The sequence below is a fragment of the Chryseobacterium endophyticum genome (assembly GCF_056333165.1).
The window spans coordinates 156,854-172,862 of record NZ_JBWGXE010000006.1 but is presented as its reverse complement, the minus strand read 5'-3'; the positions used below and the strand labels follow the sequence as shown (position 1 = coordinate 172,862).

15 protein-coding genes are annotated in these 16,009 nt (G+C 38.4%); 8 read left to right on the top strand and 7 right to left on the bottom strand.

Going from position 1 to position 16,009, the window contains the following annotated elements:
- Positions 1-151 precede the first annotated feature (151 nt).
- From rplS to AC0N32_RS14690, 7 genes are all read left to right on the top strand, one after another.
- Positions 152-508 (top strand): 50S ribosomal protein L19, encoded by a 357-nt coding sequence (gene rplS / locus AC0N32_RS14720; protein ID WP_034709455.1) that lies wholly within the window; start codon positions 152-154, stop codon positions 506-508.
- Between the two features lie 184 nt (positions 509-692).
- Entirely contained in the window at positions 693-2,414 is a 1,722-nt protein-coding gene (locus tag AC0N32_RS14715; protein WP_476394612.1) for a cellulase family glycosylhydrolase, read from the top strand.
- A 64-nt stretch (positions 2,415-2,478) separates the two neighbouring features.
- On the top strand, positions 2,479-3,357 hold the full coding sequence (gene bla-A / locus AC0N32_RS14710) for a CGA/CIA family class A beta-lactamase (protein WP_476394611.1): 879 nt from the start codon (positions 2,479-2,481) through the stop codon (positions 3,355-3,357).
- Between the two features lie 31 nt (positions 3,358-3,388).
- Positions 3,389-3,796 carry a hypothetical protein gene (locus tag AC0N32_RS14705; RefSeq protein ID WP_476394610.1) on the top strand — a complete coding sequence of 136 codons (408 nt, stop codon included), beginning with the start codon at positions 3,389-3,391 and terminating at the stop codon, positions 3,794-3,796.
- A 26-nt stretch (positions 3,797-3,822) separates the two neighbouring features.
- The gene (locus AC0N32_RS14700; protein WP_476394693.1) at positions 3,823-4,713 is read left to right on the top strand and encodes a 3-hydroxybutyryl-CoA dehydrogenase; all 891 of its coding nucleotides are present in this window, start codon (positions 3,823-3,825) and stop codon (positions 4,711-4,713) included.
- Positions 4,714-4,802: 89 nt separating this feature from the next.
- Complete coding sequence (locus AC0N32_RS14695) at positions 4,803-6,119, top strand: hypothetical protein (protein ID WP_476394609.1); 1,317 nt, start codon at positions 4,803-4,805, stop codon at positions 6,117-6,119.
- Positions 6,120-6,158: 39 nt separating this feature from the next.
- Complete coding sequence (locus AC0N32_RS14690; protein WP_002977986.1) at positions 6,159-6,398, top strand: hypothetical protein; 240 nt, start codon at positions 6,159-6,161, stop codon at positions 6,396-6,398.
- 63 nt (positions 6,399-6,461) lie between these two features.
- Here the strand turns inward: AC0N32_RS14690 and AC0N32_RS14685 are convergent, their stop codons facing one another.
- From AC0N32_RS14685 to dnaN, 3 genes are all read right to left on the bottom strand, one after another.
- Positions 6,462-6,869 carry an META domain-containing protein gene (locus AC0N32_RS14685; RefSeq protein ID WP_476394608.1) on the bottom strand — a complete coding sequence of 136 codons (408 nt, stop codon included), beginning with the start codon at positions 6,867-6,869 and terminating at the stop codon, positions 6,462-6,464.
- Positions 6,870-7,068: 199 nt separating this feature from the next.
- Positions 7,069-9,471, bottom strand: coding sequence for a phenylalanine--tRNA ligase subunit beta (gene pheT / locus AC0N32_RS14680; protein ID WP_476394607.1), 2,403 nt, complete (start codon positions 9,469-9,471; stop codon positions 7,069-7,071).
- 533 nt (positions 9,472-10,004) lie between these two features.
- A complete protein-coding gene (dnaN, locus tag AC0N32_RS14675) occupies positions 10,005-11,135 on the bottom strand; it encodes a DNA polymerase III subunit beta (RefSeq protein WP_476394606.1) in 1,131 nt (376 codons plus the stop codon).
- Between the two features lie 203 nt (positions 11,136-11,338).
- On the opposite strand from dnaN, the gene AC0N32_RS14670 reads away from it, so the two are divergent.
- The gene (locus AC0N32_RS14670) at positions 11,339-11,692 is read left to right on the top strand and encodes a diacylglycerol kinase (RefSeq protein WP_476394605.1); all 354 of its coding nucleotides are present in this window, start codon (positions 11,339-11,341) and stop codon (positions 11,690-11,692) included.
- A 13-nt stretch (positions 11,693-11,705) separates the two neighbouring features.
- On the opposite strand, the gene AC0N32_RS14665 is transcribed toward AC0N32_RS14670, so the two are convergent.
- From AC0N32_RS14665 to AC0N32_RS14650, 4 genes are all read right to left on the bottom strand, one after another.
- Positions 11,706-12,086: a barstar family protein gene (locus AC0N32_RS14665; RefSeq protein ID WP_476394604.1), complete on the bottom strand. Its 381-nt coding sequence runs from the start codon at positions 12,084-12,086 to the stop codon at positions 11,706-11,708.
- 332 nt (positions 12,087-12,418) lie between these two features.
- The gene (locus tag AC0N32_RS14660) at positions 12,419-13,963 is read right to left on the bottom strand and encodes a zinc ribbon domain-containing protein (protein WP_476394603.1); all 1,545 of its coding nucleotides are present in this window, start codon (positions 13,961-13,963) and stop codon (positions 12,419-12,421) included.
- Positions 13,963-14,925 carry a hypothetical protein gene (locus tag AC0N32_RS14655; protein ID WP_476394602.1) on the bottom strand — a complete coding sequence of 321 codons (963 nt, stop codon included), beginning with the start codon at positions 14,923-14,925 and terminating at the stop codon, positions 13,963-13,965. The genes AC0N32_RS14660 and AC0N32_RS14655 overlap by 1 nt, the downstream gene beginning before the upstream one ends.
- Before the next feature lie 12 nt (positions 14,926-14,937).
- Positions 14,938-15,972 carry a hypothetical protein gene (locus AC0N32_RS14650; protein WP_476394601.1) on the bottom strand — a complete coding sequence of 345 codons (1,035 nt, stop codon included), beginning with the start codon at positions 15,970-15,972 and terminating at the stop codon, positions 14,938-14,940.
- Between the last annotated feature and the right edge of the window lie 37 nt (positions 15,973-16,009).

Here is a 16,009-nt window from a genome sequence, read left to right as displayed (position 1 = left end):
TTTATCCCTGAAATTTTCTTTAATGTTTCATTATATTTAATATTAATTTGTTTGGAATATTTTAAAAAAGATTTGTATATTTGCAACCTGTTATTCAACCTCTGACGAAGTCCGTGTAAGTTGCTTAGCATTAACATTTTATTTATTAATAATGGATTTATTAAAGTACGTACAAGACAAGTACATTACAAAAAAAGAATTCCCTGAATTCAAAGCGGGTGACACCATCACTGTGTATTACGAAATTAAGGAAGGTCAAAAAACAAGAACTCAGTTCTTCAAAGGAACAGTTATCCAATTAAGAGGTACTGGTTCTACAAAAACTTTTACGATCAGAAAAATGTCTGGTGACGTAGGTGTAGAAAGAGTATTCCCTATCAACATGCCTGCTCTTCAGAAAATTGAAGTTGACAGAAGAGGTAGAGTTAGAAGATCAAGAATCTACTACTTCAGAGATCTTAGAGGTAAAAAAGCGAGAATTAAGGACGCTGCATACAAGAAGAAATAATTCAGACAACAATACATACGAAAAGAGACTGTTTATCACTAGACAGTCTCTTTTTATTTGCTTAAATCACACTTTTCATTCTTCTAAAATATTTAGATTTCATTTAATAAATTTTAAATATATTTGTGATTGTCAAATAAGCATTCTTAAACATATCCCATAATATTTAAATAATTAAACATCTATGAAACGAGCCATCCTATTATCCGCTTTTTTATTGTCTCAATTTGGGACATCACAGCTTTTAAAAACCGACGGGCAAAAGATCGTCAATGATAAAGGCGAAAATGTACAACTGAGAGGTCTCGGTCTGGGAGGATGGATGCTTCAGGAAGGATATATGCTGAAAACAGCTGATTTTGCAGGCCCGCAATACAAAATCAAAGAGAAAATTGCAGAGCTTATCGGCGAAGACGGAATGAATGACTTCTATAAAGCTTATCTTAAAAACGGAATTACCAAACAGGACATCGATTTCCTGAAAAAAGCCGGTTTTAATTCAATCAGGCTTCCGATGCACTACAACCTGTATACGTTACCTATCGAAAAAGAGCCTAAGAAAGGACAGAATACATGGCTGGAAGAAGGATTTAAAATAACCGACGATCTCCTGAAATGGTGTGCCGGCAATAAAATGTACCTGATCCTGGATCTTCATGCTGCACCTGGCGGACAGGGAAATGACGTAAATATTTCTGACAATGATAAATCTAAGCCATCCCTATGGGAAAGCGAGGAAAATCAGAAAAAAACAATCGCACTTTGGAAAAAATTAGCAGAAAGATACAAAGACGAACCATGGATCGGCGGTTACGACCTGATTAATGAGCCAAATATCAACTTCACTGGAAAAAATCCGAACGGAACCGATGAAATGTCGAATGCTCCACTCTGGAAACTGCAAAAAGAAATCACGGATGCTATTCGTACTGTTGACAAAAAGCATATCATCATTCTTGAAGGAAACGGCTGGGGAAATAATTATAATGGATTAACGCCGCTTTGGGACAACAATATGGTGTTCAGCTTCCACAAATACTGGAATTATAATGACGACGCAACTCTTAAGTTTGCCCTTGATCTCCGGGAAAAACACAATATCCCGATCTGGCTGGGAGAAACCGGAGAAAACTCCAACGTATGGTTTACAGAATTGATCCAGCTTCTGGATAAGCATAATATCGGATACGCATTCTGGCCGATGAAAAAGATCGACAACATTGCGGGAATTACCAACGTAAAAATAACCCCGGAATACCAGAAACTGCTCGATTACTGGAAGAACGGCGGCGAAAAACCTTCAAAAGAATTTGCCCGAAAAGTTTTAATGCAAATCGCAGACAATTATAAGTTCAGCAATGTGGAAATCAAAAATGATGTCATCGATGCTATGTTCAGGCAGACCACCGATGCTTCCACGAAACCTTTCAAAAATCTTATTGCTCCCGGAAGAATTTCTGCAACAGATTATGATTTGGGAAGAATGGGTTCAGCTTATCTTGATAAAGATTTTATCAATCTCTGGGTAAGTGATCCTGAAAAAAGATCGGAATGGAATTCCGGAAACCAGCTGAGAAATGACGGTGTCGATATTTATAAAACTGCTAACAATCAATATTACGTAGGAAAAACAGAAACCGGCGAATGGCTGCAGTACACGCTGACAGCAAAGTCAGGAAAAGCTTATACTTTTGACATTAATTATTCCAGTAATTCTCCTGCTAAAATCAGAATTGAAGAGGCTTCCGGGAAACAGCTAGCGACCGTTACATTACCTTCGACGGGAGGAAATGAAAACTGGAAAACCGCTTCTGCCAAAGGCATTAACCTTACCAAAGGAGAAAACAAAATCAGGATCTTTTTCGAAAATGACGGCGTAAACCTGAATTATATAGATCTGAAGTAAAAAAAATCTTAAATTGCCAATCCCTTTTAGTTTCTAAGAGGGATTTCTTTTTAAACAAAATATTATGAAAAAAACAAGTTTTATCTTTCTTCTGATCTCTGTATTTACATTCGCACAACAATCCGTTCTGGAACAAAAAGTTAATACGATCGTCAATGGTAAAAACGCAAAAGTTGCGATTTCCGTTTTAGGATTTGAAAATGGTTTTACATTCAAGAAAAATGCAGAAGAAAAAATGCCGATGCAGAGTGTTTTTAAATTCCATATAGCAGCAACTGTTCTTGACTATGTAGATAAAGGAAAACTCTTCCTTGATCAGAAAATTTTATTGGACAAAACGAATTTATTAGAAAATACATGGTCGCCGCTTCGCGAAAAATATCCTAACGGTGGCGTGGAGATCCCTTTAAGTGAAGTCCTTGAATACACCGTTGCCAAAAGTGATAATAACGGCTGCGACATCATGCTGAAATTATTAGGCGAAACGCAAACTGTTCAGCGCTTCATGGATGCCAAAGGGATAAAGGGTTTTCAGATCAGATACAATGAAGCCGAAATGCATAAAGACTGGAATATTCAATATAAAAATTACAGCACAGCATCTTCTGCCACCGATGCTCTCAAAAAATTTTATGACGGCAAACTACTTTCTAAAAAATCTACCGATTACCTGATGAAAGTATTATGGTCGACTTCTACCGGAAAAAATAAATTAATTGCCCAGCTTCCCGAAAACACGCCTGTCGCAAGAAAAACGGGAGCTTCAGGAAAGAATAATGAGGGCTTAACGGGTGCTGAAAATGAAATCGGCATTGTGACTTTGCCCAATGGCAAGCATTATGCAATAGCTGTATTTGTCAGTAACTCAACGGAAACGGATGAGGTGAACTGTAAAATGATTTCAGATATTTCAAAGTCGGTCTGGGATTATTTTAATAAGTAAAAATTTAAGCTTAATTTTAAAACCATTAAAAATGAAAAAAATACTTTTAACAATCGCCATATTTGCCTGCACACTATTCTTTGCACAGAAAAGTGAAAATTACCTATCCGTAGGCTATGCAAGCGTGTGCTGCGGGCCTCCTTCCGACAAACCGGTGAGGGATTTCCTGAGCAGGTTTAAAAGTAAAAACAAGCTGAAAAACCTTGAAATCTATAAGCAAACCGGTCTTGGACGTGAAGGGGAATACAACCTCTACATCGGTACCGATTTTCTTTCCAGAACCCAAAAAGCAGGATTAATCAAGGGTCTGAAAGGCGCTGTTGAAACACAGAATAAAGCAAGAACAAAAGACAGTGACGGAATGGTAAATTTTAACGAAGAAAAAGTCATTAAAAAAACAGATCTTTCCAGAGCACGAAATCTAACACTCATTAAATAAATTAATTAAACTAAATAAGGAAAATGATCAAGAACATTGTAGTTATTGGAGCGGGAACCATGGGAAATGGTATTGCACACACTTTCGCACAAAGCGGTTTTAAAGTAAATCTGGTAGATGTATCACAGGAAGCTTTAGACAAAGGGCTGAAAACCATTACCACCAATCTCGACAGAATAATTGCAAAGGGAAACCTTACAGAAGAACAAAAAGCTGAAACTTTAGGGAATATTACAACATTTACCGCACTTCAGGACGCGGTAACTTCAGCAGATCTCATCGTGGAAGCAGCTACTGAGAATCAGGAATTAAAACTGAAAATTTTCGGGCAGATGGATGAATTCGCCCCGGAAAACTGTATTCTGGCGACTAATACCTCTTCGATTTCAATCACGAAAATTGCTGCGGCGACCAAAAGAGCAGACAAAGTAATCGGAATGCATTTTATGAATCCTGTTCCGATCATGAAACTGGTGGAAATCATTAAAGGATATTCGACATCGAAAGAAACTTTTGATCTGATCTATGAAATGAGCAAGACCTTGGGTAAAGTTCCTGTAGAAGTGAATGATTATCCTGGTTTTGTTGCCAACAGAATTTTGATGCCAATGATCAACGAATCGATTGAAACCCTTTACAACGGAGTAGCGGGTGTCGAAGAAATCGATACCGTTATGAAACTGGGAATGGCACATCCGATGGGACCACTTCAGTTGGCCGATTTTATCGGGCTGGATGTATGTCTAGCGATTTTAAATGTCATGTATGATGGCTTTAAAAATCCTAAATATGCTCCGAATCCGCTATTGGTAAACATGGTGATTGCCGGTAAACTGGGCGTAAAATCGGGAGAAGGATTCTACGACTATTCAGAAAGTAAAAAGGCCGAGAAAGTAGCAAAAATGTTTTCTAAATAATTTTTATTTCAGATCTTGAAAGTAACCTTTTAAGGGAAATTTACGTTTAAGATTGATTTTCATGGAAGAATTTACTAATTTCACCATCCATGAAATTTAGAGAACGAAATATCCAGATATCAATGATCATCATTACGTTAATGATGATCATTTTGCGTTTTTTACTGAATGAGAAGGGAAGAACCAACCCTGACTCTATTCGCTACATGCGATTTGCACATGTATTTCCTACTATTGATAACACGACGACACCCTTAGGATATCCTTTAAGTATCAAATTTTTCACTTTTTTTGGTCCCGACGAATTCTGGAGCAGTAAGATTGTAGGAATTTCGGCCTTCCTGTTTCTCCTATTTTTTAGCTGGAAAAAGAAATTTTACTTTAGAGAAACCGTCGTTTTAACGGCTATTTTCAGCTTTCTCTCCATATTTTCCTACACGATGAGTGAAGCTTTGATCCTTCCTTTTGTATTTTCATTTCTGTACATTTCTTCTCTGGTCATTACGGGAAAACTCAAAGGCAGCCAGGCCATTTTCTATCTTTCATTAAATTTGATCGCACTTTACAATATCCGTTACAGCGCTTTATTTCTTATGGGTGGAACCGGACTTTTCGGATTGATTTTCTGGAAAAAGGAATACGCACGAAGTTTTATCATTTCCGGGCTGATCGGTGGTGCTTTTGTGGTTTTATATAAGTTTTTATTCATCGATTATTTTAATGAAAACTATGTCAAAGAGTTCCTGGAAATTGGCCTGCACCCTACTTCCAAACTTTTGAAAGAGCTCTTCGAGGGATTGTGCACGACTTTCAACCCGTTCATCCATATTGCTGATCCGGGTAAAGGCCCGATTAATTATGCAATTTATGGAATTGGCCTGCTGAATATACTTTTAATCGTCTTCCTTTTCATTAAATACAAACTTTCCGAGACCGAATTATTCTTTGTTTTCATCAGTGTATCCGGGATTGTTTGTTCTTATTTCATCCAGTATTTTTACTCGGTAAACCCTATTGATTATCGTCTGATGGCTCCTTTCAGCTTTGCGATATGGCTCGTATATTTCAGAAGGCTATTCCTTCTTTTCAGTGATAAAGTATATGTTATAGGATTTTTGAGTATTCTTTCAGGAATGGCTTTTACGTGGCTTTCTAAAGGAAATTATCTGGCAAACAGAAAGGAAATGAAACATTTTTTACAGTCTGAAAATCTTGATAAAGGCCCTGTAAAGTATTATGTTGAAGATGTCGAAGACCTGGAATACATTCAGGTAGCGGAACTTATCAGCACCATAAATCCCTATGTGATCCTTACTTTTAAGCCGAAAGATACTCTCCAGAAAACAACTTTAACGAAGAATAAAGTTTTACAAAAAATAAAAATTGACAAGAACAAATATCAATAATTTTATTATCTTTGATTTTAAAGTTAAAACATTAAAAAAATGAAATTACCTAAGTTTTTATTAGCAGATAATTCGGAATTTCCAGAAGATTTGTTCGTGGTTCATACAGAATATCCGAGATTCATCCTGAATGTTGAGGAAGAAGAGGTTGAATGGCTGGATGATCTTGAAGGAGACGACGAAGAAACGATGGCAGATGAAGCTACGAAAGTAGTAGAAGCGGCATTCAAATGGTGCGATGAAGAGTTGGCGAAGTACGACGAAGAAGAGGAAGATTAATAACAATCTAAACATAAAAAAGGAACTCAGATGAGTTCCTTTTCTATTTTATACTGTTTGTATTTATTCAGCTTTATTGAATTTCAAAAGAAGAAGATTATCCTGGTACAGTTCCAGAACATTCCCGCTGATGACATATTTATTCGCTTTTGCCATCATATCCATAAAGTTTCTTTCTACGCTCATATTTTCACAGGCCATCTTTGTAGAACCCATCTGCCCTGCAGAAAAATTACCTGTAGAAGGCTCTACTTTTGCCGTTCCGAAATAATTATTACATCCCGTATTTCCGGTAATCTTTTCACCGTCAATATTTAAAGTCGGGATTTTTCCTTTCACATTGTCAGCCAAAGCCCATTTTGTACCGGTAAGTGAAGGCTGGGCCTTACCCACTTTCGAAGCAGAACCAGACATCGCACCACACGAGACCAAAACGGCTGCCATAGATATACTTAAAAAGAGATTTTTCATTTTTTTCTTTTTGATTTAAATCAAATTTACGGAAATAATATTATTTAAACGGCCTTCATAAAACTTTATTGTTCGTACGAACGCTATTTTACGGAGGATTCACTGGTGTTTAATCACCGGTAATATTTTGAATATTAACCCTTACGGCCATAAAAAAAACGGGCAAAAGCCCGTTTTTATCTTACTATTTATCTGTAAATTATCCTCTTAACTCCGCGTTGAATTCTTTCTGGAAAGATTTTATCAGAGAATCCATCACTACGGTAATTTCCTTTTCTTCGAGCGTTTTCTCTTCATTTAAAAGCTCAAAACTAATGGCATAGGATTTCTTACCTTCAGGGAGATTTTTGCCTTCATACACATCGAAAAGATTAATGCCTTTAATGTACGGAGACTTATTCTTTTTGGCCATCTGATACAGATCTTCATAGTTTACACTCTTATCAATCAATAAAGCCAGGTCTCTTCTGATTTTATTAAATCTAGGGATATCCTTAAATTTAAGTTCACTTTCCGAACGCAGGCTTTGCGCAAGCTCAAGTTCGATCTCGGCGTAGAAACACTCCTGATCAACATCAAAATCTTTCAGCATCTGAGGACTTACTTTCCCTATTCTCACCAAAGTTTTACCGTTTACCTCATAGGAAAGCGCATCGGAAAATCTTTCGTCCGCTAAGGCAACTTCCTTATAATCAATTGCCAGCTTTTCCAACAAAACTTTAACATAGGCTTTCAGGTAATAGAAGTTTGTGGCAGATTTCTGCTGCAGCCAGTTTTCTGCAACTTCTCTTCCGGAAACAAGAATTGCGAGTTGTTTTCTTTCCTCGTATTTTTCTTTTTTATGATAAATTTTTCCGAATTCAAAGAATTTGATATCCTGATTTTTCCTGTTGATATTGTAGATCGTATTCTGTAGAAGACCTTCCAGTAAAGACTTTCTCATGAAAGCAAGATCGTTGCTCAAAGGATTTAAAAGCTTTACGGCATCGGTCTCGTCTTTTACGGAAGTCAGAGAGTTGTTCATAACTTCATTAAAGCCCAGACTCTGCAATGTTCTCGCCCAGCTGTTTTCAAGCTCATCCTGATCCTTTGCATTTAGTTTTACCGGCGTAAAAGAGATTTTCTGAGGCGCATCGATTTTATTGTATCCGTAGATTCTTAAGATCTCTTCGATCACGTCGATTTCCCTGGTTACATCTGCCCGGTAAGCCGGAACAGAAATTTCAAGACCATTCTGAATCTCATTCAACACCTGAATGTCCAATGCTTTTAAAATCTCTTTTACTTTCTCCCTGTGGATCTTTGTTCCCAAAATCTGTTCGATTTTTGAGAATCTGATGATCACATAATGATCTTCTATTTTTTTAGGATATTCTTCAAGAAGATCGCCCGTTAGTTTTCCTTCAGCCAGTTCTTCGATCAATTTGATGGCATGGGTGATGGCGGTTCTTGTGATATTAGGATCGACCCCTCTTTCAAATCTGAATGATGCATCCGTATTCAATCCATGGAATTTTGCACCTTTTCGTACCGCGACCGGATTGAAGTAAGCACTTTCCAGGAAAATAGTTTTCGTTTCACCGGAAACCCCTGACCCGGCACCGCCGAAAACTCCGGCAATACACATAGGATTGTCTTTTCCGTCCTTGATCATGATTTCAGAACCGTTCAGGGTTCTTTCCACACCGTCTAATGTTGTAAATTTCGTTCCCTGTTTTACTGTTCCTACTTTTACTGTTTTATCGGTTATTTTATCCGCATCGAAAGCGTGAAGCGGCTGACCAAACCCGTGAAGGATATAGTTGGTAATATCAACAATATTATTGATCGGACTAAGCCCGATTGCTTTCAGCCTGTCTTTCAGCCAAGCCGGAGAATCTGCTACCTTTACGCCTTCAATGACAGCCCCGATATACCTTGGGCAAAGTTCAGCATCTTCCACTACCAGCTTAAAATCATGGCTTCCTTCATTGTTCAAGGCCACTGAAGAAACTTTTTCAAATTCAGATTTTTGCTTATTGGTAGAAAGATAAGCGTGAAGATCCCTTGCCACTCCATAGTGAGACATGGCATCGGTTCTGTTTGGTGTCAACCCGATTTCGATCACTTCGTCGTTGGTGATCTCAAAATAATCAGCGAAATTTTTTCCCACTTCATATTTCTCTTCATCCAGAACCATAATTCCCCCGTGATCGTCACTCAGTCCCAATTCATCTTCGGCACAGATCATTCCCTGAGAAACTTCTCCCCGGATTTTAGCTTCCTTGATTTCAAAAAAGTTTCCTGTTTTGTCGTAGATCTTTGTTCCTACTACAGCCACCGGAACGGTTTGTCCTGCTTCCACATTCGGAGCGCCGCAAACGATATTCAGGATTTTTCCGCTTCCTACATCTACGGTTGTTTTTTTCAGTTTGTCTGCATTCGGATGTTTTTCGCAGGTCAATACTTTACCCACAACAATTCCTTCCAGGCTGCCTTTTATGCTTTCAAATTTTTCTATCCCTTCAACTTCAAGGCCGATATCTGTAAGGAACTCACCGATTCTTTCAGTTTTCAATTCCGTTTTGATATAGTCTTTAAGCCAGTTGTTTGATATTTTCATCTGATAATTTTTATTTTTTCCTAAAACCAAATGGAATCCTAAGGTTTCATCTGATATTCGAAAAATTTTTAGTTGAATTTTAAGTCTACAAATGTCGTGTTTTTTTGAGAAACAGAGAAATTTATAACAGATTTTAAGAGTTAATTTTATGTCTTTTTTATTGTTTTTTATCCAACTCCGCTTATGTTGATGACGAGGATTATATTGGGTGATTTCAGTTTTCTTATGTTCAAAAATTTTCAACTTATTTCACGATATGTCTGGTTTAAATGTTCCCGGAAGTATCTGTTTAAATTTGAAATTCGAGAAACTTCAGATTTATTTCAAAGAATTGAGATTACTCATAGCGGAGACCGCCTGATGTTTTTGGGCAGAATACCATAGCCCCGATAGGAACGGCATCCTTTTTTGTTGCGGATGGAGCAAAGCGGAGGCCGTAACAAAAAAGATACAGTGGATAGCGGGAAATAGCTCCTAAAAACAAAAAGAGGTTCTGAAAACCAAAACCTCTTTTTTTATATTTTATGTAATGTTTACAAGCCGATCACCGGCATTGATAACATCAGGATACTTTCATTTTCTTCAAGACCGTCAAGAGGTTCAATAATCCCCGGTCGGTTCGGCTGTGACATCTTCATCGTAATATCGTCTGATCCGAGAATCGTGAGCATTTCAGTCAGGAATTTAGAGCTAAAACCGATATTGATATCTTCTCCGTTATAATCACATGGGATCTGCATATCGGCCTTGTTTGCATATTCCGTATCTTCTGCATGAAGGTGCAGGATATTTGCAGACAGTTTGAATCTTACCTGGTTGGTAGATTTGTTGGACATGATGGAAGCTCTTTTGATGGCTCCTAAAAGAAGATTCCTGTTGATTGTCAGTACATTCGGATTTTCTTTTGGGATTACCGCCGTATAATTAGGATATTTTCCGTCAATCAGTCGACAGATCCAGGTATGTTTTCCAAAAGTAAATCTTGCCATATTCTCATTGAAGTCGATGGTTACGTCGTCATTGGAGCTTGCCAGGATATTTTTGAAAATATTCAACGGTTTTTTAGGCATGATGAATTCCATCGGTTCGGCATTCATCAGATCGTTTCTTTTGTAAACCACCAATCTGTGAGAATCTGTGGAAACGAAATTCGTTTCATTTTCTCCAAACTGGAATAAAACTCCCGTCATTACAGGACGCAGAGAATCGTTACTGGTTGCAAAAAGCGTGTTGGTAAGCGCTTCAGACAAAACTCCCGCAGACATGGTAACGCTTTGTGAAGCATCAAACTCCGGAAGCTCGGGATAATCATCTGCATTATCCAGTGCTACGGCAAAGTTATCTTTTTCATCTAAAATCTCAAGCTGACTTCCCGTTCCTTCTGCATTATCTTTCACCACCAATGTTAATGGCTGTTCTCCATACGTCTTGATAAAATCCTGGAAAATCTTGGCAGGAACGGCAAATTTACCGGCATCATCCGACTTTACTTCAAGAGAAGTAACCAGAGTTGTCTCGCCATCGGATGCTGTAATGGTAACCTGAGTTCCGTCTAATTCAAAAAGATAATTTTCTAAAATCGGTCTCGACTGAGAGCTTGATATCACGCCACTTACAGTTTGCAAAGCCTTCTGCAGTTCACCACTTGAAATAATAAATTTCATAGATTTAAAAATAAATTTTTACAAATATAATAAATAGAAAACAGATGGAAAAGAATAATCCTGAGAGTTACTAACAACCATCAAAAGTTTTCCAAACCTGATCTTTTCCCTCATTTTTACGATAAAAAGATGTCTGATTGACAACGACTAAAGATAAGGATTTTCTTTGAGCAAATCCCTATATTTGCAAATATCTTTTCTGTATGCGAAAACCGGCTGTTCATAGAAGTTTTTTCAACGCTTTCCACGGTATTTTCCTGATGGTAAAGTGTGAAAGAAATTTCCAGATTGAGGTGACGGCATTCTTTATCAATCTTTTTCTCATTTTCTATCTGGAAGTGAAAATATCGGACGCTGTTCTTATAATAATCGTTTGTCTTAGCGTTTTAGCCGCTGAAATTTTCAACACGGCCGTCGAGAAAATATGTGATATCATCCATCCGGAATTTGACCGGCGAATCGGCTTTATCAAGGATATCTCTGCGGGAGCCGTTCTGTTAATGGTCTTTACTTCGGTCGCCACAGGTATTTTAGTTTATTGGAAATATATTTTTTAAACCTCAATAAAAGTCAGTTTAAAAACAGGTTGATGCTTTTGTGTGATGCTATAATTTCAACTAAGATTTCAAATAAGGTCTGTCCTTTTCCAGCCATCAGTTCATCCAGTTTTTGCTGCATCAATACCACGTTGAACGGTTTTCCCTGCCTGATTTTATTTTCGTAAAATTCTACGGTTGCCTCCACTCCCAGATCTTTCTTTGATTTCTGAGCATTCTTCCAAATAATTCCCCCTTGAAATCCATATAGAATATCATCAAAACCGTCCAGTGTTCCGACTTTCCAGTCTTCATCGTTCATGAAAATTTGTGAGATTTCCTCATAGAAACCTGACAGATTAGAAAAATGACTGCCATCAATGACTGCTGTTTTTGGGATGTTTTCTTTCTCCATTTTATTTTTGAAAGTGGTAATTTTCGCTTGTGATAACTCAGTTAAAACTATTCCGGATAAAATTATAAAAAATAAATTTTCTTATTTGAGGTAAACTCATAGAAAAGATCAGGCCAACAGACGGGACCTGTTTACAGAAAGGAATTTAATCTCGCAGGTTTATCCCGACAACAACCTGTGTTTAACGATCACACCCTTTCAGGGCTTGAGACTTTCCGTTAATCATTTAACCCCGGGCGATGCCCGGGGTTTTTGATATAGCCCTTTCAGGGCTTAATGTACTCCCAAGAATTTAAAACACTAAAAACAAGCTGAATATCAACAAATTCACGTTATTTAAAAATAGGTATATACTGCAAATTTCCGATATAGATGGTATCGTCATTTTTAATGTTAAAGCTTGCTTTATTTTTTTCAAAAAGCAACTTCGAATATTCTGCCTTTTGATCCTTGTAAAAAAATTCTATGCTTTTAGGATTGGCTTTAAAAACAAACCGGGTTACACTATCAATCTTCAGATTTGGAGTTAATTTTTGGTTCATTTCGTTTTTAATCTGAAAATCAACCTCTGCATTGGGTTCCGGTCGGAGTACGGGAATCGTATCTTTCACCGGTTCTTCTACTGCTGCTTCAGGTTGTGGTGTACTGTTGAATTCCTGCACCATATTGTTGTCCAGAACATTTTTCCCCTCCGTCTCCAGGTAAAACCAGACGAAGCCTGAGATGGCCGCCGCCAGCAATACGGAGAGAACTACGGTTGCTATCCTGTAGATATTTGAACCATCCGTCCTTTCTTCTCTTTCCCTGGAATGGTTATAAAAATGATTTCCGGACTGTTGAAATGGTTCGGATTTGTGAGCCGGCCTCGTTTCGGAAATTATTCCCAAGTCGGGTATTTTTAAATCTTTGATATTTTCGGTGAAGATGTTTTTGTTTTCCTTGTATGATTGTCTGATGCCGTTTAAGGCCGAAGCATCGGCTGTCTTTAATCGGGTTAAAAGTTCATCGATTTTCCTGGAAAATGCCTGGTAAACATCATTAATCCTGTCCAGATTTTTTTCTGACTCCGCTATTTTCCCGGCGTTTGCAGCATGCAGCTCTTTATTTTTCTCAATTTTAGATTTACAATCTTCATAAGTCTGCCTTTTAGCATCTTCCAGCCTTGATTTTTCCCTTTCAAAATCGGCAATGATTTCCTGAATTTTCCGTTTTCTCTCTTCAGCCAGTTTCTGAATCTCATTTTCAAACCCGTCTTTCTGTACAAATTGGAAAATACTTTTCTGGTGAACGAATTTTACGATATCCTGGCTTGCCGTGAAATAAATCGTATCGTAAACGTTCAGCAAATCGAGGGCTTTTTTGAACATGGTCTGCAATACGGACGGATTGGTTTCGCTGTAGACCATTAACTGTTTGCCGGTAATTTCGGCTGAATCCAATGCATCTGTTTTCTTCAGGTTAAATTTAATTTTATCAAAGTCGGCGAGTTTACTCACGGAAAAAAGATCCGAATGATTTACAGACATTGTATCATGCTCCACGTTTTTGCTAACCAGATTGCTGTGAAATTCATTCAGGCAGCGTATGGTAATGTTCTCTTCTGCAATTTCATCAATAAAAAGGATGGCCGATCCGATAAAAGAACCTTCCCTGGCTGAAGTAGGTTCCTTTGCATAAGTATACACGGCATAAGAGACCATGAAAGTCCCGTCTTTATACTCTTTCCGGATCGAATACAATGTACTTTCCGGATAGACGAGGATGGGACCTCTGATGTCAAATGTTTTCACGGAAACCGGATTTCCTGCAAAAAAAGTCTGGGTAAATCCATTGGGATTACCGAACGTTCCGAAGGCGATTAGATTAACACTGCTCATCAATTGGTAAAACTAAATTTTATACGTTCCCAGAAAGTTCCTTCATAAGAAAGCGGATAGCCCGTTATGCTTTCGTAGAGCCACTCCGACAGTCTCTGGGCTCTGTCAAGATTCAGGAGGGTTACCCGGTTGGTATCTTCATTCAGCTCGCCTACGGTATAAAAAGTTTTGGCCAGGCTGTACGTATCCATTGCTGTAGAAGTCATCGGAAGTCTTTCCCTGATGAAGTCATCCAGCTGTGCCGAATCCTCTACTTTGGCTCTTCCGGATTTATCCCATTTTGAAATCACCAGAATAATATTGACGGATCTTAATCTCTTCTCGTATTTTTCAAGTTTGTTTAAAAAAGTATTGATCAGGATATCATCTTTATGGGCGCTTTCATAGCTGGTCACTATAATAAAAGTAAGCGGCAGATTGGCTGAAAGATAGGTTTCTATACTGCTGTGATAATTTCCTCCCCGCCTGATTTCATTATGATTCTCGCCCGAAGTTTCTAAAAACGTAAGATTAATGGGGTTTACTTTTTTTGATTTATTGTTGGGCTCAAAAACAAGATCCAGCCTTGTCACCTGATCCTTGACGGTTCCCGCCGGTAAAATACCTTTGCTGATATTGTCGAAAAAATCATAGAGTAAACTTTCTGCCTCCGCCGTATTGGGTGTACCGATTTTCGGTCTTATAACGCCTGCTGTCGACCGCAGATAGTAAAGCATGGTTGCCAGAATCACCGACTTCCCTGAAGATGCCGTTCCGAAAAAAAATACAAAATTGCTGTCCTTATTTTTAATTTCCGAAACATTTCCTTTAGCTATAGGTACAAAATGATCATCCACTGCCTCTTTTCTATCGTCTAATGAGAGAGGCTTTAACGCATCGTCGTCATCCAGAGTCAGCGGTTTAAGCTCTTCACTGCCTTTATTGAAAGACAATGGCTTCAAAGGTTCATTATTCCAATCCATATTACGGGTATATTAGATTATTGTTTTTCCGCTGCGCTTGCTGTTAAAAATACTTTCATTGCTCCGGCCAGCATTTGGGTTGTTCTCGGTAGGCATCAGAAGGATGATGAGCATAATCCCGAAATCCAGTAAAACACATCCTGCCAAAACCACCAGCTGAAACATTCCGAAATTTTTAATGGCGTGACTGAAAGCGTAACCGATTTTCCCAACTTCCTGCGTTTCCGAATGCGCCGGTTCAAATTTCAGCTTGTCTCTTCCCAGAATCGATTCCGCTTTACTTCCTAAACGGTTGTATTCCGTTAAAGATTTATCAATCTGCCCCTGTGCCATTCCATTGATGACCTCCGGTGTCATCTGCAAAAGGTTCTGGATTTCCTTATTCCACCGCAGAGAAGCATCATTAATGTCGCTCATCAGGTTTTTCTCTTCGGGCGTCAGGTTATATACCATCTGAACAATCTGTTCTTCCATCCGGTCTGCCAGGTCGGCATATCCTTCCGGAGTTTCGCTGGTCGGTGTAAGCGGAGTTACCTTCTTGCCGATCATTTTTTCAATTCTTGCCAAAATCTGTCTTGCTTCCGGGCCGATTCCAACGTTTTTGGGATCGTTGATCTGAATTTTCAAAAGGTTCAGTTCGCTTCGGATGGCCTGTCTTATTTTAGCATCAGGCACCGAGTAATTCAGTTTGGATTCAACATCGGTTTCCAGCTTGGTGAATTTTTCATTAACGTCACGCAGCTCGGTCGTGTAAATGTCGGTTTTCATAAACCGGGTGTACAATGCATTGAAATTCGCTACAAAGCAGAAGATGGCGAAGAAAAAATAGATCCAGCCCAGGGATGATGCGGCTCCTCCACTGGTTTTAGCACGCCTGATCTGCCAGAGAAGAAAAAGAAGGATCAGGGAAAGTACAAGGGCGACAATGAAAGAACTTCCTCCGAAGATCTGCTGTAAACCCATCCAGGTCTGATAAAAACTGACGCCAATGAGCATAACCGCTAAAATGCCGAGAAACAGGTCGGTTACCGTAATTTTTGTATTCATAGTTAAAAGTTGTATTGTTTTAGATTCTTATTTAGGA

Bases quoted from the DNA above. Each gene is read 5' to 3' on its own strand.
- rplS (WP_034709455.1), top strand. From the start codon at position 152: ATGGATTTATTAAAGTACGTACAAGACAAGTACATTACAAAAAAAGAA.
- AC0N32_RS14715 (WP_476394612.1), top strand. From the start codon at position 693: ATGAAACGAGCCATCCTATTATCCGCTTTTTTATTGTCTCAATTTGGG.
- bla-A (WP_476394611.1), top strand. From the start codon at position 2,479: ATGAAAAAAACAAGTTTTATCTTTCTTCTGATCTCTGTATTTACATTC.
- AC0N32_RS14705 (WP_476394610.1), top strand. From the start codon at position 3,389: ATGAAAAAAATACTTTTAACAATCGCCATATTTGCCTGCACACTATTC.
- AC0N32_RS14695 (WP_476394609.1), top strand. From the start codon at position 4,803: ATGAAATTTAGAGAACGAAATATCCAGATATCAATGATCATCATTACG.
- AC0N32_RS14690 (WP_002977986.1), top strand. From the start codon at position 6,159: ATGAAATTACCTAAGTTTTTATTAGCAGATAATTCGGAATTTCCAGAA.
- AC0N32_RS14685 (WP_476394608.1), bottom strand. From the start codon at position 6,869: ATGAAAAATCTCTTTTTAAGTATATCTATGGCAGCCGTTTTGGTCTCG.
- pheT (WP_476394607.1), bottom strand. From the start codon at position 9,471: ATGAAAATATCAAACAACTGGCTTAAAGACTATATCAAAACGGAATTG.
- dnaN (WP_476394606.1), bottom strand. From the start codon at position 11,135: ATGAAATTTATTATTTCAAGTGGTGAACTGCAGAAGGCTTTGCAAACT.
- AC0N32_RS14670 (WP_476394605.1), top strand. From the start codon at position 11,339: ATGCGAAAACCGGCTGTTCATAGAAGTTTTTTCAACGCTTTCCACGGT.
- AC0N32_RS14665 (WP_476394604.1), bottom strand. From the start codon at position 12,086: ATGGAGAAAGAAAACATCCCAAAAACAGCAGTCATTGATGGCAGTCAT.
- AC0N32_RS14660 (WP_476394603.1), bottom strand. From the start codon at position 13,963: ATGAGCAGTGTTAATCTAATCGCCTTCGGAACGTTCGGTAATCCCAAT.
- AC0N32_RS14655 (WP_476394602.1), bottom strand. From the start codon at position 14,925: ATGGATTGGAATAATGAACCTTTGAAGCCATTGTCTTTCAATAAAGGC.
- AC0N32_RS14650 (WP_476394601.1), bottom strand. From the start codon at position 15,972: ATGAATACAAAAATTACGGTAACCGACCTGTTTCTCGGCATTTTAGCG.